This is a genomic window from Variovorax sp. 770b2, assembly GCF_900115685.1.
Lineage (GTDB): Bacteria > Pseudomonadota > Gammaproteobacteria > Burkholderiales > Burkholderiaceae_C > Variovorax.
The window spans coordinates 791,185-810,000 of record NZ_FOXJ01000002.1 but is presented as its reverse complement, the minus strand read 5'-3'; the positions used below and the strand labels follow the sequence as shown (position 1 = coordinate 810,000).

The 18,816-nt window shown below is 69.1% G+C and carries 13 protein-coding genes (1 of these 13 only partly in view); all 13 read right to left on the bottom strand.

Annotated features, from left to right (window positions below):
• Positions 1-1,948, bottom strand: the 5' portion of a protein-coding gene (locus BM133_RS19230) for a type VI secretion system Vgr family protein (RefSeq protein WP_177224874.1). The gene continues 1,106 nt to the left of window position 1, outside the view; only the first 1,948 of its 3,054 coding nucleotides appear in the window; its start codon is at positions 1,946-1,948; the stop codon falls past the left edge of the window.
• A 52-nt stretch (positions 1,949-2,000) separates the two neighbouring features.
• A complete protein-coding gene (gene tssH, locus BM133_RS19225) occupies positions 2,001-4,730 on the bottom strand; it encodes a type VI secretion system ATPase TssH (protein WP_093437012.1) in 2,730 nt (909 codons plus the stop codon).
• Positions 4,731-4,801: 71 nt separating this feature from the next.
• Positions 4,802-6,193 (bottom strand): methyltransferase domain-containing protein, encoded by a 1,392-nt coding sequence (locus BM133_RS19220; protein WP_256219265.1) that lies wholly within the window; start codon positions 6,191-6,193, stop codon positions 4,802-4,804.
• Entirely contained in the window at positions 6,190-7,236 is a 1,047-nt protein-coding gene (tssG, locus tag BM133_RS19215; protein WP_256219264.1) for a type VI secretion system baseplate subunit TssG, read from the bottom strand. The genes BM133_RS19220 and tssG overlap by 4 nt, the downstream gene beginning before the upstream one ends.
• Before the next feature lie 8 nt (positions 7,237-7,244).
• On the bottom strand, positions 7,245-9,137 hold the full coding sequence (gene tssF, locus BM133_RS19210) for a type VI secretion system baseplate subunit TssF (RefSeq protein ID WP_093437007.1): 1,893 nt from the start codon (positions 9,135-9,137) through the stop codon (positions 7,245-7,247).
• Between the two features lie 8 nt (positions 9,138-9,145).
• Positions 9,146-9,661 (bottom strand): type VI secretion system baseplate subunit TssE, encoded by a 516-nt coding sequence (gene tssE / locus BM133_RS19205; protein WP_042582249.1) that lies wholly within the window; start codon positions 9,659-9,661, stop codon positions 9,146-9,148.
• Between the two features lies 1 nt (position 9,662).
• Positions 9,663-10,502, bottom strand: coding sequence for a type VI secretion system accessory protein TagJ (locus tag BM133_RS19200; protein WP_093437005.1), 840 nt, complete (start codon positions 10,500-10,502; stop codon positions 9,663-9,665).
• Position 10,503: 1 nt separating this feature from the next.
• Positions 10,504-11,061, bottom strand: a complete 558-nt coding sequence (locus BM133_RS19195; protein WP_093437002.1) for a hypothetical protein — start codon at positions 11,059-11,061, stop codon at positions 10,504-10,506.
• Positions 11,062-11,100: 39 nt separating this feature from the next.
• Positions 11,101-13,053, bottom strand: a complete 1,953-nt coding sequence (locus BM133_RS19190; RefSeq protein WP_256219263.1) for a caspase family protein — start codon at positions 13,051-13,053, stop codon at positions 11,101-11,103.
• 155 nt (positions 13,054-13,208) lie between these two features.
• Positions 13,209-14,372 (bottom strand): hypothetical protein, encoded by a 1,164-nt coding sequence (locus BM133_RS19185; protein ID WP_093436997.1) that lies wholly within the window; start codon positions 14,370-14,372, stop codon positions 13,209-13,211.
• A 28-nt stretch (positions 14,373-14,400) separates the two neighbouring features.
• The gene (locus BM133_RS19180; RefSeq protein ID WP_093436994.1) at positions 14,401-15,150 is read right to left on the bottom strand and encodes a hypothetical protein; all 750 of its coding nucleotides are present in this window, start codon (positions 15,148-15,150) and stop codon (positions 14,401-14,403) included.
• A 29-nt stretch (positions 15,151-15,179) separates the two neighbouring features.
• Entirely contained in the window at positions 15,180-16,763 is a 1,584-nt protein-coding gene (locus BM133_RS19175) for a murein transglycosylase A (protein ID WP_093436992.1), read from the bottom strand.
• A 61-nt stretch (positions 16,764-16,824) separates the two neighbouring features.
• Positions 16,825-18,756 carry a serine/threonine-protein kinase gene (locus tag BM133_RS19170; RefSeq protein WP_093436989.1) on the bottom strand — a complete coding sequence of 644 codons (1,932 nt, stop codon included), beginning with the start codon at positions 18,754-18,756 and terminating at the stop codon, positions 16,825-16,827.
• Positions 18,757-18,816 lie beyond the last annotated feature (60 nt).

The following is an 18,816-nucleotide window of genomic DNA, read 5'->3' as shown; positions in this document are numbered from 1 at the left end:
TGCGGGTCTCGCCGGCGCGCGAGATGTCGCTGCGCGCGCCGATCACCTCGTGGGTGCCGGTGCCCGTCACCTTCAGCATGTCGTTGCTGTCGATGAAGGTGTCGCGGTTGCCCACCACCTGGTTGTTCTGGTGGCCCTTGACCGTGTTCTTCTGGTCGACCACCACCATGGTGGTCTCGTTGCGCGTGACCGTGCTCTTGCGGTCGCGGTCCACGTGCTCGGTCTGGTCGCGCTTCACGGTCACCGACTGGTCCCGGTCCACCGTCGTCGAGTCGTCGCGCTCCACGCTGCGGCTCATGTCCAGCTCGGCGTGGATGTTGATGTTCTCCTCGCCCTTCTTGTCCTCGAACATGATCTCGTTGAAGTTCGCGGGACCGCCGCCGGGCGTGGAGCGGGTCTTGAAGCCGCTCTGCGTGGGCGACTTGTACGGAATGGGCTGGTCGTCGTTGTAGACGCGGCCCACGATCACCGGGCGGTCCGGGTCGCCGTTCAAAAAGTCGACGATCACCTCCTGGCCGATGCGCGGAATGAAGTACCCGCCCCAGCCCTTGCCGCCCCAGGGCTGCGACACGCGCACCCAGCAGGTCGACTTCTCGTTGCTCTCGTCGTAGCGGTCCCAGTGGAAGTGCACCTTCACGCGGCCGTGGTCGTCCACGTGCAGCTCGTCGCCCGCCGGGCCGACCACGATGGCGGTCTGCGGCCCGGGCATGGTCACGCGCGGCGTGAGGCGCGGCGGCCGGTAGGCGCGCTCCATCGGAATCGCGGTGATCAGGAACGCGCTGGTTCCCGGCTGCGAGGTACTGAGCATCGGCGTGCTGGCGATCAGGTCCTGCAGCACCTGCAGCGTGTCGGCGTTCACCGCGTCGTCGCGCAGCACGTCGGCCAGCGCCGCGTGCACGTCCTGCGCCACGGCCGTGCCGGCGCCGACGCTTTCATAGCCGGGGTGGCTCGCCATGAAGGTGCAGGCCGCGATCACGTACTCGCCGTTGCGCGTGCCGTCGGGGTCGCCCTCGAACTTGAAGCTGCGCCCCGCCGTCACGTCGGGCCAGGTGGTCAGCGCCCAGTGGCGGTCGCGGCGCGCGTTCAGTTCGTCGCCGCGCAGCTTGGTGCGGTTCTCGCCGTCGTCGCCGGTGAAATAGCCGCCGGGGAATTCGAACTCCTCGAAGTCGGCCAGCTCATGGTCGTCCTTCACGTCGATGGTGGCGCTCAGCTTCTTCTTTATCGCCTTGAAGTCGCTGTCGCGCGAGGCCTGCTTGCCGGTGTCGAACTGGCGCGCGCTCACCCAGCGCGAGATCTGGTTGTGCCGCGCCTCGGTCGCATCGCTGGGCATGTAGCTCAGGGTGCTTTCGGCCGGCAGCTTCTCGTGCGCCAGGTCGCTCGCGTCCGACAGGTGCATGGTGCCGGGCGCATCGTGCGAATCGAACCAGTAGTAGATGCCCTCGTCCTCCAGCAGGCGCGAGAGGAACTGGTAGTCGTTCTCCTGGTGCTGAACGCAGTAGCGCCGGGGCGTATGCGTGCCGATCACGTTGCCGGCCTTGGTCTTCTTGAAGCGCTTGATGGGGCCGTCCTCGAACACTGCATCGAGCACCTCCAGCACCTTCTTGTCCTGCAGGATGCGCGAGTTGGTGCGCTTGGTGAGCAGCCAGAACCACGAGCGCAGCGTGATGCGATATTCGAAATGCCGGCCCACGTGCCCCGCGCGCACGAAGCGCACCGCGTGGCCCTGACAGTGCCGCTCGTGCACGCCGCCGCCCTTGTCCTGGAACTCGATGACCACGTCGAACGCACGGCCCAGGATGTCCTTGGCATCGAGCGCCTTGTTCTTGGAGAGCACCGTGAGCTCGTAGGCCGACGGGCGCGCAAGGGCCTCGTGACCCACGATGCGCCAGAACATCAAGTCGTCCTTGGCGGGTGAATCGGTCTCGATGCGGAACTCGTGGTCGGCCATTTTTTGCTCTTGATGGATGGAAGCGGCTCGGTCTCTTGAAAGATGGAGCAGCTCAGTCGAACGCGTAGGTGAAGTCGGCATCCTTCACGTCCAGCGCGACGCGGCGGATCTCTCCACCGGATGCAAGACGTTGCAGGTACTCGACGGAAATCGTGGGCAGCACCGTGTTGGTCAGGATCGCGTCGATCACGCGGCCGCCCGACTCGGGGTCCTGGCAGCGCGCGACCACCTGCTCGATCACCGCCTCGGTGTATTCGAAGGGCACGCCGTGGTTGGTCTCTACGCGCTTCTTGATGCGGCCCAGCTGCAGCCGCACGATCTTCTTCATCATGTCCGGCGACAGCGGGTAGTAGGGAATGGTGACGATGCGGCCCAGCAGCGCGGGCGGGAACACCTTCATGAGCGGCGCCTTCAGCGCATCGGCCAGTGCGTTCGAATCGGGCAAGAGCTCGGGGTCGCGGCACATGCTCATCACGAGCTCGCTGCCGGCATTGGTGGTGAGCAGGATGATCGTGTTCTTGAAATCGATCATGCGGCCCTCGCCGTCTTCCATCCAGCCCTTGTCGAAGACCTGGAAGAAGATCTCGTGCACGTCGGGGTGGGCCTTTTCCACCTCGTCCAGCAGCACCACGCTGTAGGGGCGGCGGCGCACGGCCTCGGTCAGGATGCCGCCTTCGCCGTAGCCCACGTAGCCGGGCGGCGCGCCCTTGAGCGTGGAGACGGTGTGCGCCTCCTGGAACTCGCTCATGTTGATGGTGATGATGTTCTGCTCGCCGCCGTACAGCGCCTCGGCCAGTGCCAGCGCGGTCTCGGTCTTGCCGACGCCCGAGGTGCCGCAGAGCATGAAGACGCCGATGGGTTTTTGCGGATTGTCCAGCCGCGCACGCGAGGTCTGGATGCGGCGCGCGATCATCTCCAGGCCGTGCTTCTGGCCGATGACGCGCTGGTTGAGCGTGTCGGCGAGCTTGAGCACCGCCTCCACTTCGTTCTTGACCATGCGGCCGACGGGAATGCCGGTCCAGTCGGCGACCACCGAGGCCACGGCCTGTTCGTCGACCGACGGCAGGATGAGTGGCGACTCGCCCTGCACCGCGTGGATCTTGGCCTGCAGCTCGTGCAGTTCGGCGAGCAGCGCGGCGCGGTCGTGTGCGGGCGCGGCGGCAGCGGCCGGATCTGCGGGTGCAGCGACGGCCGTTGCATCGGCCGCGGTCGCGGGCGCGTCCACCGGCTTGTTGCCCGCGCGCAGTTTGCTGCGCAACTCCAGCAGCCGGTCGACCAGCCCCTTCTCTTCCTGCCAGCGCGCATTCAGCGCTTCGAGCTGCAGCTTCGATTCGACCAGCAGCGCCTCGACCTGCGTCGAGCGCTTGGTCACGTCGATGCCGATGGTGGCTTCGCGGCCGATGATTTCCTGCTCGACCGTGAGGCCCTCGATGCGGCGCATGCAGTCTTCCACCTCGGGCGGCGTCGCGTGCTGCGACACGGCCACGCGGGCGCACGCGGTGTCCAGCAGGCTTACTGCCTTGTCGGGCAACTGGCGCGCGGGAATGTAGCGGTGCGAGAGCTTGACGGCCGCCTCGATCGCTTCGTCGAGCAGCTGCACGCGGTGGTGCTTCTCCAGCACGCTGGCCACGCCGCGCAGCATCAGGATGGCCTTCACCTCGTCGGGCTCGGGCACCTGCACGACCTGGAAGCGGCGGGTGAGCGCCGGGTCTTTCTCGATGTATTTCTTGTACTCGGCCCAGGTGGTCGCGCCGATGGTGCGCAGGTTGCCGCGCGCGAGCGCGGGCTTGAGCAGATTGGCCGCATCGCCGGTGCCGGCCGCGCCGCCCGCGCCCACGAGCGTGTGGATCTCGTCGATGAACAAAATGATCGGCGTCGGCGAACTCTGCACCTCGTCGATCACCTGGCGCAGGCGCTGCTCGAACTCGCCCTTCATGCTCGCGCCGGCCTGCAGCAGGCCGATGTCCAGCGTGAGCAGCTTCACGTCTTTCAGTTGCGGCGGCACGTCGCCACGCGCGAGGCGTTGCGCAAAGCCTTCGACCACCGCGGTCTTGCCGACACCGGCCTCGCCGGTCAGCAGCGGGTTGTTCTGGCGGCGGCGCATGAGGATGTCGACGATCTGGCGGATCTCTTCGTCTCGCCCGGTCACCGGGTCCATCTCGCCCTTCTTGGCTTTCTCGGTGAGGTCGACTGCGAACTTCTTCAGCGCATCGCCCTTGCCCATGGCCGCGGGCGCCATCGCGCCCGAGTCTTCGCCCGGCGCGCCGCTGCCCATGCCGGTGCCGTCCTGCGCGCGCATCTGCGATTCGGGCGAGGCGTCGCACACCTTCGGAAAGTTGTCGGCTAGGTCCTCGACCTTGATCTTCTCGAACTGCTTGGACAAGTTGAAGAGCGGGTTGCGCAGGCTCTGCGTCTTCAGCATCGCGACCACGATGTAGCCGGTGCGCACCTGCGCCTCGCCGAACTGCAGCGTGGCGTAGGTCCACGCACGCTCGATGGCGTTCTCGATGTGCGGCGAGAAGTCGCTGATCGCGGTGGCGCCGCGCGGCAGGCGGTCCAGCGCGGCCGTCATGTCCTTCGCGATCACCGACACATCCAGGCCGTAGTACTGGATCACGCGGTGCAGGTCGGAGTCCTGCGCCTGCAGCAGCTGGGCGAACCAGTGCTCCAGTTCCACATACGGATTGCCGCGCATCTTGCAGAACACCGTGGCGCCTTCGATGGCCTTGTAGGCCAGCGAGTTGAGCTTGCCGAAAAGGGCGGTGCGACTGATTTCACTCATGGAGTTCTCCGTATCTCTGTTGAAGACGATTCATGTCGGGCAATTTGAAGTTCGGCGATCCGTGCCCGGCGTCAATGCGCACAAAGCCTTGCGCTGGCCAACCAACCCTGCACGTCCTGCCCCGCCTCGCGGCGCGGGACGATCGGCTCGATGCGGATGGCGCCGAAACCGGCGGCCGCAAGGCAGGCCTGGACGTGCGCTGCCGCATGGCGGTAGCGGCCGCTGCCTTCGAGCGTGAAGTCGTCCTGCCCCCCGGCCATGGCCTCGACCGTGAACACCACGCCGCCTTCCGGGCGCAGCGCGCGCGCGGCTGCCGCCAGCACCTCGTGCAGGTCGCCGAAATAGCACAGCGTGTCGGCCGATGCCACCAGGTCGAACCGGGCGGGCTGGGTGTCCAGATAGTGGGTGAGTTCGGCCTTGTGCAGCACGTCGTAGCCGCCGCGCTGCTCCGCGCGCTGCAGCATGCCGACCGACAGGTCGCAGCCGGCCAGGTGCGCGGCCCAGGGCCGCAGCAGCGGGGCGCAGAGTCCGGTGCCGCAGCCGGCATCGACCACGGCCAGGTTCGCGGCGGGCGAACCATGCATTTCCTGCACCGCGCGCGCCACCAGTTCGGGCGCGCGGTAGTGCAGCTTCTCCAGGCTCGCGTCGAAGCTGCCGGCGTAGCTGTCGAACACGGTCTCCACATAGCCGTCGCTCGCGCGTGCCGGTGCGTGCCCTTCGCAGGCAGCCAGCAGATGCGATACCACCGGGTGGCCGGGCGCCTCGGCCAGCCACTCGCGGTACATGCCGATGGCCTGCTCGCGCTCGCCGAGCAGCTCCAGGGCGCGAATCACCTGCGAGCGCGCGCTCAGGTTGCGCGGCTGCAGCAGCACTGCACGGCTGTTGGCGATGACGCTCTCGTGAATGCGCCCCTGCTCCATCAGCGCGATCGACAGGTTGTACCAGGCCTCGCTGAAGTCCGGCCGCAGTTCGATGGCGCGGCGGCTGACCCGCTCGGCGGCGTGCCAGTGGCCTTTCTTGCGTTCGAGCGACGCGATGTTGCTCAGCGCATCGGCGCCTTCGTCGCCTCCGCTGGCGAAGGAAACGCTGTTCTCGTAGGCGCGCATCGCGTCGTCGATGCGGCCGATCTCGACCAGCAGGTTGCCCAGGTTGTTCCACGCACCGCTCTGGGCGGGTTTCAACGAGAGCGAGCGGCCGATCAGCGCGATGCTCTCGTCGCCGCGGCCCTGCGCATGGCGCAGCAGCCCTTGGTAATGCAAGGCATCGGGGTCGCCGGGCGTGGCCTGGAGAATGCGGACCAGCAGCTCGTCGGCCGCGTCCAGCTTCTGCTCGCGCACCAGCGCCGCCGCGTGCGCCAGCAGCACGCCGACGGTTGCCGTGCCGGGCACGTTCGCGTCCGCTTCCGCTTCCGCTTCCGCTTCCGCTTCCGCCACCGTCCCTGCGCGGTCGGGCATCGTCGTCATGCGGCGGCTCCTGCAGGGGCCTGGGCGGCCCGGGCGGTCATCGAGCTGTTGCCGATGCGCACGTCCGCCGCGTCCTTCGAACGCGGGCGCTGGCCGAGCCACGAGACCCAGCCCAGGCGCGGCGCGTTGCCCTGCTTCTGTCCGAGCCGCGTGGCGGGCACCTGGGCCTTCTCCAGCACCAGCTCGGCGTCCCATTCGAGTTCGTCGCCCAGCAGTTGCTGCATCCAGCGCTGCAGCACCGGCCGCGCGGTGCCGATCGGCAGGAACATGCGGTATTGATCCAGCGTGAGCGGTCCCATGTGCAGGCGCACGCGGTGCTGCCGGTCCCACGCGCGGGTGCCGAGCATCGCGCCCATGCCCATCGAGCGCGAACTCTCGCCGCGCCCGAGCCGCGTGACCTCGTCGGCGGGAACGCCCATCCAGTGGCCGACCCAGCGCTCCAGCGTCACCGGCACGCCGAAGTAGCTGCACAGCACCGACTCCACGCTCTCGGCGTTGTGCACGCGGCGCGCGAGCCAGCCCGAGAAATGAAGGCGCGCATCGTCGTGCACCTCGTCGCGGCCGATGCGGCCCGGCGTGCCCGTGCCGATGAGCGCGCCGACCTGCAGCCGAAATCGGTCTTCGCCCGGACGGTCCAGCGCCACCGCGGGCCGCGCCTGCGCCCAGGCGCGGTAGAAGTGCAGCGAGAAGCGATGCAGGAAGCTGTCCAGGAACGCGAGCCACGTCGGGTCGCCATGGTTCAGGCTGCGCTCGCGGATGAAGTCGCTCAGGTGAACCGGCAGCGGGCCGTTGGGACCGACGTAGCTGAAGAAATGCTGCCGCAAACGCGGCGGCGAGTACGCGGTCGCCGGCTCGAAGCGGCTGAAGCTGGCCGGTGCGAACGAGAGCGAGGGCTCCTGCCCCACGCGCACGGGCTCTGCGCTCGGCAGCAGCGCGCGGCCCCAGCGCGGCGTGGTGCCGGCCACCGATTCCAGCCGGCGCATCACCGCGAAGTAATCGAACGACCACGGCTCTGCCGACCATCCGCGCAACGCGTTGTCCACGCGCGTGCCTACAGAATCTGCCGGGTCCCGCACAGCGGCCTCCATCGCATGGTCTCGCCCTTGCCCGCCACGCGCAGCACGGTCTCGACGAAATGGTTGACCTCCACATGGCGCGCGAGAAAGCGCGACATCACGGCACCGAAGAGGAACACGCTGTGGCCGTGGAACGCATCCTTGTCGACCTCCAGCGTCACCTCCAGCCCGCGCCCGAAGGCGATCGGTCCCTTCAGTGGAAGGCGGCGCGCCACGGGCTTGCTCTTCACGGACAGGAGGCCGCGCACCTGGCCCTGGCGCATCTCGTCGGCATGGGTGGCGTAGAGCATCAGCGTCTCGCGCAGCGCGGCGGCGCCCTGCTCCGGCGTGCTGTCCGAAATCGACAGGTAGTTGAGCGCGAGGTGATCGACCACCCGCCAGCCCAGCCCCTGGCTCACCACCGGCGACACCGGCCGCGAAGGCCCGCGCACCATGCGCACGCGCTGCACCGGGAAGGAGTCGACGCAATCGAAATCGTTGTCGCGGCCCAGCGGCATCAGGAGCGGCAGGTCGCGGTTGGTGCACAGCGCGGTCACCGCCAGCTGCCGCAGCGTGGCCGCATACGGCGCCTGCTGCGGATCGACGATCTGCATGTAGACCTCGGAGCCGATGTGGCTGCTGCGGTGCCCCTCGGTGCGCTGCCTCACCGACAGCATGCGCGGCTCGCGCGTGGTCGTGAAGTAGGCCGGGTGGCTGTGCCGCGTGCCGTGGAAGGCCGAGTAGAAAGGCCGGAACGGCTGCTCCGCGGCCGCCGCATCGGCACCGGGTGCGCCGTGGCCGATGACCTCGGTGACGGTGTGCACCTCGAAGTCCTGCGGCCGCGTGCGGTCGGGCACCAGGTGGAACTGGCTCACGCCTTCGTTGAGCGGCACGCGGTCCAGCCGCTTGGTGAACAGGTTGACGATGGGCACGCAGTGCAGCTGCACGTTCTCGGCGCTCACCAGTTTTTCGAGCGCCGCGTCGCCGCGCGAGAACAGCAGCACGAGTTCGATCTCGGTGACCGGCATCGTCGCCAGCAGCGCCTGCAGCCCCGCGATGCGCAGGAACTGGAAGCGCTGCGGAAACGCGAAGTACTCCTGCAGCAGGCGAAAGCCCGAGAAGCCCGTGGCGGTGACCGGCAGCAGCGCCTCGTCGTCCTCGAAGCCCACGGGCTGGATCGCGCTCGCAGGCAGGCTCTGCGCCGCGCCCTGCAGCGCGCCGGTGGGCGACAGCGGCCGCACCATCACGCCGATGGGCTGGCCCAGCGCACATTCCTGCAGTTGCCAGGCGACGTCTTCGGCGCCGCCCAGGTGCAGCACCAGGTCGTCGAGTGCGATCTGGTTGAACTTGAGCCCGGCCGTCGCGCGCAGCGCGATGCGCAGGCCGCCGCGAATGGCGCGCGACTGCGGGTGCGTGGCCAGCGGCAGGTCGGGCGCATAGGTGAAGTACTGCGCGCGCTGCACCTCCATCGGCCAGATGCGCAGCGCGCTCGATGTGCGGAATTCGCAATGCGTGTTCTGCCCCACGGCCTGTCGCGCGCGCAGGCCCGCGCCGCGCGGCAGCTTCGGGCCTGTGGCGAGGTTGGCGTCGTCCAGGTCGGGCGCGAAGGACACCACCGCCATCGCGGGCGTCGGCGCAAGGAAATTCGGATAGACGATATCGAGCAGGTGTCCTGTGAAGCGCGGGTACTCGGCATCCAGCTTGAGATTGACGCGCGCCGAGAGGAAGGCCGTGGCCTCGATCAAGCGCTCGACATATGGGTCGGCAACTTCCTGGCCTTCGATTCCCAACCGATGCGCAATCTTCGGAAAGGCGCGCGCGAACTCCGAAGAGCTCTCGCGGAAGTAGCGCAGTTCCTGCTCGTACAGGTTCAGCAGCCGAGGGTCCATGTCAGGACTTACCTTGGGTTTTGCGCCATGTCCACGATCTCGATGCGTCCTTCTTCCAGGTCTACACGGCTTCGCATCAGGAACTCCAGCGGCACGGGTTGCGCCCACAGCATGCCGCGGATCTGCAGGCCGATGCTGTTGTGCGAGTCCAGTGCCGAGCCTTCCATGACGAGTTCCACTTCGAGAGTGCGGGACAAAATGCGCGGCTCGAACTGCAGGATTGCGTTCTTCAAAGCCTGTTCCATGCTGACACGCTGCACCGACGAGGTGAACTGGCCAGACAGCATAGGCAATCCGTAGTTGATGACCGAGCGCGCCGCATTCGGGTACTGCTTGTCGTCCATCGCGAGGCCGAAACCCGTGGCGTTGAAGAGCCAGCTCAGGTCGCGCAGCACGGCCGCGCGCAGCGCCTGCTTGGTGAGCGTGCGCTTCTCGTCGCTCTCGCGTTTTTCGGTGGGCGCGTTGTCGACCAGGCGGTCGAGCAGCGAAGGCTGCAGGCGCTCCTGGGCGGTGAGCTCGGCCACCTCAGCCGCCTCCGTCCCCGGGTCCGTCCTGCGATGCTTCGGCAGAAGCCACCGGGTTGAACAGGATCTCGCGCACGTCCATCAGCGCGTACTCGCCGGCATCGCTGCCGAGCACGCGCTGGCCGGTGCCGGCCCACACCTCGGGGCGCAGTTCGCGCCACTCGGTCTTGCGCGCCAGGCGCAGTTCGCCGTCTTCGCTCTTCTCGGTGCCTTCGTAGCGCGTGGGAATGAGCGCGAGGGTCTCGCCGCCGTTCTCGAACTGCAGGTGCGCGGGCATCCAGACGCAGTCGCGCAGGTCCTCGGGCGGCTCGATCTTCACGTGCGCGAGCCGCGCGTAGGGAATCCAGTAGTACTTGCCATTGACGAAGGCTTCGAGCACGGGGCCCAGGCGCATGTCGGCATCGGCCAGCCACTCGAAGGGCGTGCCGTCGATGGTGCCGGCGATGGCGGGGGCGCCATCGAACGCGCGCTGGCGCAGGTCCTCGGCCAGCTCGCTCTCGCCGCGCCCTTGCCGCAGCAGCGATTCGATGAGCAGCGCCAGCCATTCGTCGGGCTGGCCGAAGATCATGGGCGTGCGCGTGCCGGCGAACACCTCGGCGCGCAGGCCTTCGCAGCGCACGGCGTCGCCGTACACCTGCTTCATCGGAACGGCCAGCGCATCGAGCTCGGCCGCGACGGTGAGCTGGTTGAGCGCACGCTCCCACTGGCCCATGACGCAGAGCAGTTGCGCCATGAAGACGCGGTGCTTGCTGTCGGAAGGCTTGGCGCGCACCTCGTCGCTCAATGCCTTGAGCGCGGCCACCGGGTCGGCGGACTTCAGGAGTTCGGCGGAGGTGGTCATTTCAGTTGCCCGTGAAGGTGCAGGTGCGCACCGCCCCGCGCGCGCCGGTCTTTTGCTGCGGCGCCGAGCGGATCTCCAGCTTCGTGTAGTCGAAGAAGATGATGTCGCAGGGCCGCTTGGGCGTGCCGCCGGTCACGATGGCGTGGCAGTTCACGCGCGCGCCCTCCAGCACGAACTCCAGGTGCGACTGCAGCTCTTTGGAGCTGTCGCCGCCGGCCTTGAAGACCGACACCGTCACCTTCAGGTCGGCGTCCTGGCTTTTCAGGAGGCTCGCGATGGAGGCCGTGGCGGCATCGCAGTCGCGGATCACGATGAACGAGTAGTTGCGCAGCTTCCCCTTGCTGGAGCCGGGCGGGATGACCACGTCGGACTTGTACGAGTAGCCACCGATGTCCATGCGCTGCTTGCCGTCTTCGTAGGTGCGCACCGATTCGCCTTCGATCGGCGTGCCCTTGCTCTCGATCATCATCGAGAAGTCGTTGCCCGATTCGCCCGACAGGTAGTCCAGCAGGCGCAGGGCCTCGTCGGGGTCCAGTTTTCCATCGTAGGTCCAGCTCATGTCGATCTCCTGAGAAAAATCCGGTGGTGGTGTGTCGTCTTACTTGGCGGCCGACATTTCGCCCGCCCAATGAACCATCGCGGCGAAGGTCTGCCGCTCGCTCTCGGGTTGCAGCGCGCCGCGCACGCGCACTTCGGCGCCCCCCGCGACAGCATCGCCCGCGCCCGTGCCGAACAGGCGCGGCGCGCTGTAAGGCGCCGCGGGCGTGGCCAGCACCAGCAGGCGGCCGCCTTCGGCGTTGAACCAGGGCAGCTCGAAGCGCTTGACGGCGGGCGCCTCGCGCGTGCCGCGCTTGAAGCGGTTGGTCTCGCCCGGGTCCTCGGGGTAGACCTGGCGCGCACCGCCTTGCGGGTCGATGCCGACGATGACCAGGTCCACCGAGCGCGCGCTGGTGTTGCGCACGTTGAGCACGGCGCGCTCGCCGCTGCGCAGCGGCAGGAGCTTCGCGTCGACCTGCTGCGCGGAGCCGCTGCGCACGAGGCGATCGCCGTTCCAGACCTCGAACATCGCATCGAAGCCGTCGAACTGCGCGTCCCTGGCGATCGTGTAGAGCTGGTTGAGCCACTTCAGGCGGGCCAGCGTTTCGAGGCGACGGCGCGCCGTGGCCGCATCGGTGGGCGCTGGCTTCGCACCCGCGCCAAGCAATGGCGAGAGCACTTCGAGCCGGCCGCCGGACCAGCGCACGTCCGCGCCATCGGCATCGTTCACCGCGATGACGGAAGCGGGGTATTCGAGGCTCAAACCCGGCGGCAGTCCCTGCTCCGCGCGCACGCGCAGCGCGACCGTCGCCGGCTCGCCGAGCGGCGTGATGTTCCAGAGCGCGGCACCGGGCAACTCGCGCAACGCGGGCGGCACGGCCATGCGCGCCTTGTCGTTGAAGGCTTGCGCCAGCGTGCCCTCGGCGCTGCGCACCGTGCCGTCGTCCATCGTGGCCAGCACGCGCAGCGGCTGCTGCACCACCAGGCCATCGAGCTGGCCGGCCTGCAGCGTGAGCGTGTCGCCGGAGCGTTGCGCGCGCCAGACCGGGCGCGTCGACATGGCCTGCGCGCGGTTGGCAAAGATCGGTGCATCGAGGTTGCCCTCGGCCACCGGCGAAGGCAGCTCGCGCGTGGGAAAGCGTTGTGCGAGTTCGTCGATCACCGGCGGATAGACGGCCAGCACGCCGTCGAAAAGGTCACGCCAGGTGGCGGGCTTGCGCGAGAGCGCTTCCACCACGGCCCAGGTCAAAAGGCCTTGCGGACGCGCGTTGCGGTTCTTGCGCGGCAGGCGCAGCTCGGGGGTGATCTGGTGGCTCTCCGAGGCGAAGAGCGCGACGTAGCGGGCGCGCGGCACGGGGTCGGTCACGGTGGGGCGCGTCATGACCGCGCGCGCCGCGGGGCCGGGCGCGCCGATCAGCTGCGTGGTGCGCAGGCCGCGCCAGCGCACCGGGTCATCGGGCGGGCCTTCGGCGGTGGCCGGTGCGTCGCTCGTGCTGCGCGTCATCGAGTTCGCCGAGCAGGTGTCGAAGACGGAGGCGACGAACACGTTGCGCGCGAGAAAGGCCTGGATCCACGCGTCGAAGTCGGCATCTCGCAGGTCGCCGGTCAGGGTGTTGTCGGCGCCGAGCGTGCCGCGCACATCGCGCGCGAGGAAGTTCTCGGAGAGGCCGTCGGGCTCCTGGTAGCGCTTGTTGCTGTCGCGCAGGCGTGTGCCGTGGCCGGAGAAATAAAGCAGCACGAAATCGCCGCTCTTCGATTGCGCGAGCAGCCGGCCGAGCGCCTCGTGGATGGCCTGCGATTCGGGCAGCACGGAGCCGCTCACGCCGTCGGCGAGCACGGTGATGTCGCCGGCCGCGAAGCCTTGTTTGAGCAGCGCGTCGCGCATCAGCATCACGTCGTTGCGCGGTGCCTGCAGCCACAGGGCCTGCGGCTGGTTGACCAGTTCGGAGACGCCGACGAGCAGGGCGCGCTGGGTGGCGAAGGCGGCGCTGCCGGAGAAGAGCAGCGCCAGCATCAACAACACTCTGCAAAAGCGCGACCGCATGGCTCCTTCCCCCTTTGGGGGAAGGCGGGGATGGGGGCAGGCAAAGCGCCCGATGGATGCGCCGCGTGCCCCCACCGCGGCCCTCCCCCGGAAGGGGAGGGAGAAAGAAAGCGACACGGCCGATGTCATGGCCGCTCCGGGGCCGGCCCCGCCGATTCGACCAGCGGCGAGGCCGCGAGCAACGACAGGCCGCCGACCGGATCGTCCACGTGCAAGCGCCAGACGCCGTTCGTGCCCGGCCCGCCGACCACTTCGGCCGACATCGTGCGCAACAGGCGATCGGCCTCGTCGATGCGCACGCCGTCCTTCCAGCGCACGACCAGGTTCGGCTGCGCCGCCGCACGCGCATCGGGCGCGGTGGGCACGTTGCGGAAACGCACGTCGTCCTCTTGCGATCCGCGCCCGCCGAGGAGGCCGACGTTCTGCACGACCACGCACAGGGCGAGCACCGCGAACGCGGGCCGCATCCATCCATCGGCGCCGAACCAGCGGCGGATGCTGCCCCACCAGCCGCCCTCGGGCCGCGCCTGCGGTCGGGCGGCGCGCGGGGACGCGGACGCAGCGGGTGCCGCCTTGGCCGACTGCGTCGGCGCCGAGCCCAGCTGCAGGCCGACGGTGCGGTACAGCGCCTGGTAATCGGCGCGCGGGTCCTGCGCGCCGAGCGGCGTTCCGGACAGCACCGAGAACACGCCGCCCACGGTGCGCAGCGCGATGCGGCCGGGCGCGGGCGCGATGGACAGCACCTTCTGCGCGGCCCATTCGTCGTGCACCGCGCGGATCGCCGCGAGCCGCGTGGCCGAGACCTCGCCGAGCACGCGCGCGCACAGCTGCGGGCTGGGTTCGAGCGTCAGCACGTTCCAGGCCTGGATGAGACCGAACGCCGGCTCGAAGGGTTCGTCGTCGGGTTCGAGCAGCACGTCAAAGGCACCTGCCCAATCGGCCTCGCCCGCGGCCATCCAGCCTTGCCAGAGATCGCCCTGGATGCAACGGTCCAGCAGCACGCCGAGCAACCGCCCTTCGTGCACCACGCTGACGAGGCGGCCCGGCGCCCAGCGTGCGGGAAAGGCGCGCTGGGCGACAGCCTCGCGGCGCCGGGCCAATTCGGTGAGGGGAAGCAGCAGGTCGTGCAGCGCGGGCGTCGGCACCGGTGCAGCGTGCGACGTCGTTTGGGGCGCGGCACCCGGCATGGCCACCGTGGCCACGCCGGCGCCCGCGTCGGGCACGGCGGCGCTGCCGGTTTCGAACGCGTTGCGGATCACGCTGAGCGGGGGCCAGAGTTCGGTGTTCATGGCGGTCTGTTCCTGAATGGCTATGTCTTCAGGCATAAGACGCTTCAGCACCGAGGATTTTGAAAACCTGCAGGATCGCTGCCATGTTTTCCGTCTCGATGGCGATGCCCAGGGTCTGCTGGATCCAGCCGCCCAGCCGGGTCTTGGCGTAGTCGGCGGTCAGGCCCTCGCGCTTGTGCACCAGGCCCAGGCGCCCCGCGCGGTAGTGGTAGGAGGCGATGGCGTGGCGCGAGGCGATGCCCGAGAGCCCGCCCTCGGCCTCCTTGCCGAAGCCCTCGCACAGGAGGATGCGCTCGGGCTCGGGCAGCTCGGCGATGAAGGCGCGCGCGGCCAGCTGCACCGCCTGGGCGCTCAGGCCGTGTTCGGCGAGGCACCCGTCGAGGTCGTCGCCGGCGCCGATCTCGTCCTCCAGCTGGGCCTCGGTGATCTGGTCGCCGATGGAGACCTTGCGGCGGAACGAGCTGGCCCGCGTGCAGTCGATCAGGTAGCGCCGGAAGTACGCGCACAGCGCGAAAGCGGTGGAAGGCGCGCTGTGGCTCGCACGCTCGTCGGCCTCATCGGGATCGGCATCCAGCCGCAGCACCTTCACATAGATGAATTGCGCGACGAGCTCTTGCCGGCCTTCCCCCAGGACTTGCAGCTCGGGCGGATTGCAGGCCACGAGCGCATCGCCCACGATGCGGTACATGCTGCCCATGTCGTTCGAGGACAGCGTCTGCCTGCGCCGCCAGAGGCGGACGAGTTCAGTGCTTTCCGCGGACGAGAGGGTTTCCTGCATGAAGGGACAAGCGCCAGGTCAAGGCCAGATCAGTCATCCACGCAGACGCCTTCGCTCGGCACCAGGCATTGCGCCAGGCCCGCGCCCACCGGGCCCCCGCGCGTGCGGATCGCCGACGAGACCGCGGCCTGCGCGACGGCCAGGCCGCGCGGCAGAAGAATCCACAGCTGGCCGCGTTCCTTCATGCGGCGTGCGTTGGTCGCGGCCGCCTGGCCGTTGCCGAAGAAATAGTCGGCGCGCACCGCACCGCGGATCGCGCCGCCGGTGTCCTGCGCGATGGTCAGGCGCTGCATCGGCGCGCCGCTGCCGGGCGTGCGGGTCGAGACGAACACCGGATAGCCGAGCGGCGTGCTGCGCGGATCGACCGCAATGGAGCGCCCCGCCGACAGCGGCACGCCGAACGCGCCGACCGGACCGCCCACGGGCGAGGTCGATTCCTTGAAGAACACGTAGCTCGGGTCCTTGATGCCCGAGCCCGCCACCGCGCCGGCCGTCCGGCGCCCCGGCACCACGACCGCGCCGCTGGCGGTGGGCCGCGCGAGCGTGAAGCCGCGCGTGCGGATGACGCTGCTGTCGACGCTGCCGACATCGTCGTCGTCGCCGTCGTCCAGCTGCAGCTCGATCGACGAGCCGCGCACCTTCACCGCGCTGCGCGGCTTGCCATTGGCCGCCTGCGCGATGGTGGGACGGAAGGGCTGGCCGTTCTGCTCGGCGTAGGCCACGCGGATGGTGTCGCCGTTGGCCAGCTTGATGCGCCCCGAGCCCTGGATCTGCATTTCGTAGAGCGCGGTGGCGCTGCTCACGAAGGCCAGCACCTTGGCGTTGGGCGCGCCCTTGGTCTCGATTTCTTCGCGGGTGTAGTACGGCAGCAGCTGCTTGCCCTCGATGCGCATGCGCACCTTGCGATCGAGCGTGTCGCGGGTGATCGCCGAGAGGTCCAGCGCATAGAGGCCGGGGGCGCCCATGTCGCGCGTGCTCAGGCCCGTCTGCACAACCACGTTGCGGCCCTCGACCTTCGCGGCCACCGTGCCGCTGCCGGCCGGGAGCTTGCGCGCGTCGGCGAACAACATGTCCTCGGGCTGGCCGTACACGGGGTAGATGAAGGGCGCGCCGTAGGTGCGGCTGCCCGCGATCTCGGGCTCGAAGTAGCCGGTGACCACGCCGTCGGGCTTGCGGTCGTCGTCGCGGATCTGGTAGGCCGAGAACTCGCTCTCGAAGAAGCCGCGGATGGCGTTCCTGTTCTTGCCATCGACCTTGGCAGCGCGGTCGCACACCTCTTTCCACTCGGCGCCGCGGCCGGTGAGCACCTTGCAGCTGCCCAGGAACGCGGGCCAGGTCTCGGAGAAATCGTCGCGCGACCAGCCCGGCATCGCATCGAAGCTCACCGCGGTGTAGGTGGCCAGCTGGGTCGAGAAGGTGCGCGCCTGGCCGGCCACGCTCGCGCCGGTCGAGGCCGGGCGCGCGCTGGCGCTCGACGAGGTGTCGGTGGCGGCCGTCGTGTCGGCGGTCGCGGTGGGCGGCGTGTTGGCGCAGCCCGCCAGCGACGCGACGGCCGCGAAGGCGGCCCAGCGAAGCAGCGTGGTGGTGAAGCGCGGCGACTGTGAGGTATGCATGAAAGTCTCCTTGTCCGGAAAAAGCGGCCATCGAGCCGATGGGCCAACGCTCTACAGACGATTACTTCTCGACGATTTTGAAATTCGCGACGCCATAGACGTCGTTGCACGGGGCGCCGGGCGCGCAGGTCGGCTTGCCCAGCAGCGGGGACGCACCGGTGCCGCGCGTGGCTTCGAGCGCCGAGAGCACCGGCAGCGGGAACTGCGGAAACACGCCGTCGTTCTGCACGCCGGAAGCACTGAAGTCGCGCTCGTGCTCGCTCACGAGCACGGCGAACTGGTTGGTGCCGGCGGGGCCGCCCGCGTCCATCGGCCACGAGGCGCGCGGCAGCGCGAGCGCGCTGTTGGCGGTGATCTTGTTGTACTTGTCCAGCAGGTTCGGGAACAGGAGAAACATCTCGCCGCCGCTGGACAGGAGGAACACGTAGACGAACCCGTCGCGCTTGCTGCGGACCTCGAAGGCGAGCTTGTCCTTGCCGATGTTGACCTCGGGCTTCTTCGCCGTGGCCGTGACCTCGAAGCCGGGCGCGGCGCCCGCCGCGAGCGATTGCAGCGATTCGAGCGGCGTGCGCGGCGCCGGAGGGGGTGGTGGTGGCGGCGGCGGCGGTGGTGGCGCGGTGGTCACCTTGATGTCTTGCGGTGGTGGGGGCGCGGTCGTGATGTCGGTCGCCTTGCCCTGGCCGCCGGCGACGTCGCCGCCGGTGCCCGCGATGCCGGCTGTACGGCCCTGGTACCACCACCAGCCACCGCCGGCGATGGCCGCGACGACGGCCACCGAGGCCAATGCGGCCACCGCCTTGCCCTTGCCGCTGCCGGAGGCGCCGGGCGCGGGCGCCGGCGGCGGCGCTTTCCTGCCGCCGATGACCGTGGCCGCGTTCGCGTTGGAACTGCTGTTGGCGCCCGTGCGCGCGCCCGACGGCGGCTGCGTGCGCGGCGTCGGTGCAATGCTGTGGCCGACTTCCAGGTCGAGCGCAGCGCGCAGTTCGGCCATCGACTGCGGCCGCTGCTCGGGCCGCACGCCCAGGCCCGCATCGATCGCCTGCAGCAGCTTCAGGCTGTAGCGCTGGCGCAGGATGTCGTTGCCCGCGAGCGGCACGTAGCTGTCGGACAGGAGCCGTGCCACCGACGGCGGCGGCGCGCGGCCGCACACGGCCACGTGCATCACCGCCGCGAGCGCGTAGACGTCGGTCCACGCGCCCTGCGACATGTCGGGCATCTCGGCGTACTGCTCGATGGGCGCGTAGCCGGGCTTCAGGATGACGGTGATCGCCTGCGTCTTGTCGGTGATCACGCGGCGCGCGGCGCCGAAGTCGAGCACCACGGGGCGGCCGGAGCCTTCGAGCAGGATGATGTTGTCGGGCGCGATGTCGCGGTGGTAGCAGTTGGCGTTGTGCATCACGCCCAATGCCTGGGTCACGCCGTCCATGATGCGGATGAGCCATGACTCGTCCACGCCTGCAGGAATCGCGACCAATGCTTCCCTGAGCGTGTCGCCGCGGTAGAAGGGCATCACCATGTAGGTGGTGCCGCGGTCCTGCCAGAACCTGTAGACCTTCAGGAGCGAGGGGTGGTCGAACTGGGCGAGCAGGCGTGCTTCGTTGATGAAGCTGCGCATGCCCAGGTCGAAGGTTTCGCGGTGGCGCTCCGAGAGCGGAACGACGGTGCCGTCCTGCTGTCTTGTCGACAGGGAGGTCGGCAGGTATTCCTTGACGGCCACGACGCGTTCGAGGTCGTGGTCCCAGGCTTCGTAGACGACGCCGAAGCCGCCCTGGCCGATGACCCTCGTGATCTCGAATTCTGCGAGGCGGCTGCCTACGGGGAGGAGGCCGGCTTCGTGTGTGCCTGCGGCCGGGCTGGTGACAGGGACGTTCGACAGGCTCGTGATGCCGGCGCTGATGACGGTTGCGGCGGTGTCGCCGCCGCCCGTGGGCTGTGCCGGGCGCGACATGACGCGCGTGCGGTCGTCTTCCGGCGGGGGGGCGTTGTCGGTCATCGACCTGCTCCTGCGGGTTGAACGCCTTTTTGAATTTGCTTTCCGAGGCCGGGTCTCGCC